The sequence below is a fragment of the Streptomyces sp. yr375 genome (assembly GCF_900110755.1).
In the GTDB taxonomy this organism is placed as follows: domain Bacteria; phylum Actinomycetota; class Actinomycetes; order Streptomycetales; family Streptomycetaceae; genus Streptomyces.
Genome location: NZ_FOFF01000113.1, coordinates 1 through 2,003, shown reverse-complemented (window position 1 = coordinate 2,003; position 2,003 = coordinate 1). Strand labels below are relative to the sequence as shown.

General features: G+C 67.9%; 1 protein-coding gene. It reads left to right on the top strand.

What is annotated here, in order from left to right:
- Positions 1-36: 36 nt before the first annotated feature.
- Positions 37-2,003, top strand: a 1,967-nt coding sequence (locus BMZ82_RS39045) for a non-ribosomal peptide synthetase (protein ID WP_305729234.1), incomplete at its 3' end; no start/stop codon positions are given.

Genomic DNA, 2,003 nt, shown 5'->3' with positions numbered 1-2,003 from the left:
CTGGGCACCCCGATCGCGGGCCGCACCGACGACGCGTTGGACGATCTGATCGGGTTCTTCGTCAACAACCTCGTGCTGCGCACCGACACGTCCGGTGATCCCACGTTCCGTGAGCTGCTCGGCCGGGTCCGCGAGACGAGCCTCTCGGCGTACGCGCATCAGGACGTGCCGTTCGAGCGACTGGTGGAGGTATTGAACCCCGAACGGTCACTGGCCCGGCATCCCCTCTTCCAGATCATGCTGGCCGTCCAGAACAACGCCGAACCCCGCCTCGAACTCCCCGGCCTCACCGGCGAGTTGGAAGCCGTCGGCACCCATTCCGTCAAGCTCGACCTGTGGTTCGACCTCGCCGAACGACACACCGCCGACGGCACCCCGGACGGCATCGTCGGTGCCGTCCAGTACGCCACCGACCTGTTCGACGAGCACACGGTGCGGGTGCTCGCGGACCGGTTCGTCCGTGTGCTGACAGCAGCAGTGAGGAACCCGGATCAGCGCGTCGGCCGGGCCGAGATTCTTGCCTCCGGTGAGTTGGAGCGGCTCGGTGCTTGGTCGGCTGGTCCGGAGTGTGTGGTGCAGGGTGGGTCGTTGCCGGAGTTGTTTGCGGCGCGGGTGGTGAGTTCTCCGGGTGCGGTGGCGGTTGTATCCGGGGATGTCGAGTTGTCGTATGCGGAGCTGGCCGCGCGGGTGGCGGGGTTGGCGCGGTGGTTGGTCGAGCGGGGTGTGGGGCCGGGTGGGCGTGTGGTGGTGGCGTTGCCTCGGTCGGTGGAGTTGGTGGTGGCGTTGTTGGCGGTGCAGTGGGTGGGGGCTGCTTATGTGCCGGTGGATCCGGAGTATCCGGCGGAGCGGGTCGCGCATATCCGTGAGGATGCGGGCGCGGTGTTGGTGCTGACGCCTGATGTGCTGCCTGGGCTCGATGGCTTGGGTGACGGTTCCGGGCCGGTGGTGGGTGGGGCGGCGTATGTGATCTATACGTCTGGTTCGACGGGGCGGCCGAAGGGTGTCGTCGTAGGTCAGTCGGCGTTGGTGAACTTCCTGGCGTCGATGGCTGAGCGGTTCCCGATGGGAGTGGGGGAGCGGCTCGTTGCGGTGACGACCGTGGCCTTCGATATCGCTGGCCTTGAGCTGTTCCTGCCGTTGGTGCAGGGGGCGACGGTCGTTGTCGCGGACCGGGAGACCGTACGCGATCCGCAGGCGTTGGCCGGGCTCGTGGTGGAGCACAAGGCTTCGGTGGTGCAGGCGACGCCGAGTCTGTGGCGCGCTGTGGTGGATCAGGCACCGGAGGCGGTGCGCGGCCTGCGGGTGCTGGTCGGTGGTGAAGCCCTTCCAGCCGATCTGGCGTTGCGGCTAAGGGAGTTGGCGGCTGACGTCACCAATCTCTACGGGCCGACGGAGACGACCATCTGGTCTACGGCGGCGGTGGTGGATGCCGGGGGTGAGGTGTCGATCGGGTCGCCCATCGCCAACACCCGCGTTCATGTTCTCGACGACCGTCTCCAGTTCGTTCCGCCGGGTGTGGCCGGCGAGTTGTACATCGCCGGCGAAGGTCTGGCGTACGGGTATCACCGGCGTCCGGGGCTGACGGCGGAACGGTTCGTCGTCGATCCGTACGGTGCGCCCGGAGAGCGCATGTACCGCACTGGGGACATCGTGCGCTGGCGCGCTAACGGGCAGCTTGAGTATCTGAGTCGCGCCGATCACCAGGTGAAGGTGCGGGGGCATCGGATCGAGCCCGGTGAGATCGAGGCAGCGCTGATCCGCCATGAGGCTGTTGGTCAGGCTGTGGTGGTGGCCCGCGAGGACACCCCCGGCGATCAGCGCCTCGTCGCCTACCTCGTACCGGCAACGGCCTCCGGCACCCCCGACACGGCCGCTCTGCGTGACGCACTGGCCGCGACCCTCCCCGCCTACATGGTGCCGTCGGCCTTCGTGGTCCTTGACGCGTTGCCGTTGACGCCGAACGGCAAGCTGGACCGGGCCGCTCTTCCGGTGCCTGAGTACGA